This is a genomic window from Rhodopseudomonas sp. (assembly GCF_048594845.1).
Lineage (GTDB): Bacteria > Pseudomonadota > Alphaproteobacteria > Rhizobiales > Xanthobacteraceae > Rhodopseudomonas.
The window spans coordinates 1-2,451 of record NZ_JBMDXE010000256.1 but is presented as its reverse complement, the minus strand read 5'-3'; the positions used below and the strand labels follow the sequence as shown (position 1 = coordinate 2,451).

Here is a 2,451-nt window from a genome sequence, read left to right as displayed (position 1 = left end):
CGAGCAGCGCCGGGTAGTTGACGTTGGCGACGATGTTGGCCGCCAGCGCCGCGATCAGGATGGCTGCCACGATACCAACGCGAACCCATTCGATGCGCAGCCCGCGCGGTGGATCCTTGACGATCGGCGAGAAGGCTTGCTGCTGCATCGAGGCCGGCACGGCGAACAGCAACAGCGCGACCCCGGCCGCCACGTAGGCTTCGACCACGCTGAGCGGGCTGACGCCGGCGATCCACATCATCGTCGTCGTGGTATCGCCGACCACGCTGCCGGAGCCGCCGGCATTCGATGCCGCGACGATCGCGGCCAGATAGCCGATATGGACCCGGCCGCGGAAGACGTGCCGCGCCACCATGCCGCCGATCAGTGCGGCGGCAATGTTGTCGAGGAAGCTCGACAGCACGAACACCAGCACCAGCAGCACGACCGGACCCTTCCAGTCGTCCGGCAGCAGCGCCGGCATCTCGTCGGGAATGCCGCTCTTCTCGAAATGCGCCGACAGCAGCGCGAAGCCCATCAGCAAGAGAAACAGGTTCGCCAGCGTGACCCATTCGTGCTCGAGATGCAGCGCCAGGCCGAGCACCCCGGCGCCGGTCTTGAAGCCGGCAAACAGCAGTTTGTAGACGGTGATCGTCGCGAGGCCGCCGAGCGCGATTGCCATCGTATGGCGATGGAAGATCGCCACGCCGAGCAGCGTCAGGGCGAACAGGACGAAGTCGAGCGGAATGCCGAAAATCACGACCGGAGTCACGCCGGCCTCGTCGGATCAGCGAGCGGAGCAGCGCCGGCGAGGGCGGCGTCGTGATATCGGAGTGTCAAAGGCATCGATCCCGGCGAGACCGCCGGCGCGCTCTTCCCGAGGCGCCGGTCCGGCCGGCGGAAGCTGCCCGAGCTGCGACAAAATGGCAAGATCGGGCGGCGCCACAAGACCTAGGCCTTTCGGCCGTCAGCTTCGCGTGGCGAGCCAGATCCAGTGTCGCGAGCCGCCGCGCTTGCCGACTGCGCGCACCGGTACCTCGTTGACGGTGAAGCCGCTCTGCCGCAGCCGCCGCGTGAAGCCGTCGTCGGGGCCTGACGACCAGAGCGCCAGCACTCCGCCGCCGCGCAGCGCCGCGCGGGTGTCGGCAAGGCCGCCGGCGTCGTACAGCCGGTCGTTGGCTTTACGGGACAGGCCCTCGGGGCCGTTGTCGACGTCGAGCAGAATGGCATCGTAGCGTCCGGCGCCCGTCTGGATCAGTTCGCCGACGTCCCGCGCGACGAGATTGACCCGCGGATCGTCCAGGCTGCCGTCGAACAGCGTCGCCATCGGTCCGCGCGCCCAGTCGATCACGTCCGGCACCAGTTCGGCGACGTCGATCACCGCATCCTTGCTGAACACGGTGAGCGCCGCGCGCAGCGTGAAGCCCATGCCGAGCCCGCCGATCAGCACGCGCGGCTTGCTGCGTCCCTCGAGCTTCTTGCAGGCGAGGGTGGCGAGGGCCTCTTCAGAGCCGCCAAGGCGGCTGTTCATCAGCTCGTTGGAGCCGAGCTTGATGGAGAATTCCTCGCCGCGCTGCATCAGCCGCAATTCGTCGCCGCCAGGGATCTGCGCCGTGGCCAGTTTGATCCAGGGAAGCACGTTGCGTCACTCGTCAGGCGGCCGCCGGCGTCGGGGCGGGCGCTGGGGTATTGGTGCGGCGGAAACGTAGCACCATTCGTGTGCCCGCGTGTGCGGGATCGCGCGCCACGCTGGCTTCGAGCTTGGTCGCCATGGCGTTGACGATCCGCTGCCCCATGCCGGTCGATTGCGGATGCGATTTGGCGCCGAAGCCGACGCCGTCGTCCGAGATTGCCAGTTCGAGGTCGTCGCCGTCGGCCTTGAGGTCGACATGGATCGGACCCTGGCCTTCCGGATAGGCATATTTAACAGCGTTCATCACCAGCTCGTTGACCACGATGCCGATCGCCACCGCCCGATCCGGATCGATCTCGACGGCCTCGGCGGCGAGCGTCAGCCGCGACATCCGGTTGCCTTCGGCGGAACGTCGCAGATCCTCGAGCAGCGCTTCGAGATACTGGTTCAGCATCACGCTCTTGAGGTCGTGCGACGTGTACAGCCGGCGGTGCACCTGCGCGACCGCGGCGACGCGGCCCATCGCATTGGTGAGCGCCGCCTTGACCTCGCCCTCCTTGCTGGAGGAGGCCTGCAGATGCAGCAACGAAGCGATGATCTGCAGCGAGTTGCCGACGCGGTGATTGACCTCGCGCAGCAGCATTTCGCGCTCTGCGGCGAGCGCCGCGTAGCGATCGCGCGAGGCGCGGACTTCGGCCTCGGCATCGTCGCGCGCCTTGCGGATGATCGCCTGACGCAACGCCTGGTCGGCCGCGACCTGAAGCAGCGGGATGAAGTCGCCCTGGGTGTCCTTGACCAGATAGTCCGCCGCGCCGGCCTTCAGCGCGGTGACCGCGATG

General features: G+C 67.6%; 2 protein-coding genes and 1 pseudogene. All 3 read right to left on the bottom strand.

Annotation, left to right across the window (positions count from 1 at the left end; translation table 11 throughout):
- Positions 1-751: pseudogene (locus ACOJTD_RS16695) on the bottom strand (citrate transporter); the annotation flags it as partial.
- Between the two features lie 195 nt (positions 752-946).
- A complete protein-coding gene (locus ACOJTD_RS16690; RefSeq protein WP_420134006.1) occupies positions 947-1,618 on the bottom strand; it encodes a spermidine synthase in 672 nt (223 codons plus the stop codon).
- A gap of 13 nt (positions 1,619-1,631) precedes the next feature.
- Positions 1,632-2,451 (bottom strand): sensor histidine kinase (locus ACOJTD_RS16685; protein ID WP_420134005.1); only part of this gene is annotated, 820 nt, incomplete at its 5' end.